General features: G+C 75.7%; 1 protein-coding gene. It reads left to right on the top strand.

What is annotated here, in order from left to right:
- Window positions 1–75: 75 nt before the first annotated feature.
- Window positions 76–522, top strand: coding sequence for an ATP-binding protein (locus tag KMS84_RS38850; protein WP_256921267.1), 447 nt, complete (start codon window positions 76–78; stop codon window positions 520–522).
- Window positions 523–581: the final 59 nt, after the last annotated feature.

Genomic DNA, 581 nt, shown 5'->3' on the forward strand with positions numbered 1-581 from the left:
CCCCATCCCCCCATCCGCCCATCCGCCCATCCGCACGATCCACAGCCCAGCCGTCACCGTCAGGGGAGCGAAAGGATGCGTACGAACGACTCGACCGACCGCGTGCGGGCGCCCGAGGGCCCGTCCTCGCGATGCGAGGGGTCGGGCCCGTGCCGGCCGGCAGACGTCCGCCATGCCGTGAGAACGGCGGTGAGCGGCCGGTGCCGGGCCGTCGGGCACCCCTGCGACGAGGGAGCCCTCTCGGACGCCCTGCTCGTCGCCACCGAGCTCACCAGCAACGCGATCCTGCACGGCGGCGGCGTCACCGGCTTCGACGTCGACATGGAGGGACCGTCCGTGCGGGTGTCCGTGAGCGACCGCAGCGACCGGCCGCCCGTCGCCGTCGGCCCCTTCGACGAACAGGGGCGTCGACGGGTCGGCGGACGCGGCTGGCCGATCGTCTGCCGGCTGGCGCGCGACGTCGAGGTCGCTGGTCTGCCGTCCGGCGGCAAGCGCGTCACCGCCGTCGTCCCCGTGTTCTGACGGGTGTTCCGCTCCGGGGCGCGCGCCGCGTCCCCGTCCGGCGCGGACGGGGACGCGGC

The sequence above is a fragment of the Streptomyces hilarionis genome (assembly GCF_024539675.1).
GTDB classification, from domain to species: Bacteria; Actinomycetota; Actinomycetes; order Streptomycetales; family Streptomycetaceae; genus Streptomyces; species Streptomyces hilarionis.

Excerpts from the sequence above, each read along its gene's own strand:
- KMS84_RS38850 (WP_256921267.1), top strand. The coding sequence starts at position 76 with ATGCGTACGAACGACTCGACCGACCGCGTGCGGGCGCCCGAGGGCCCG.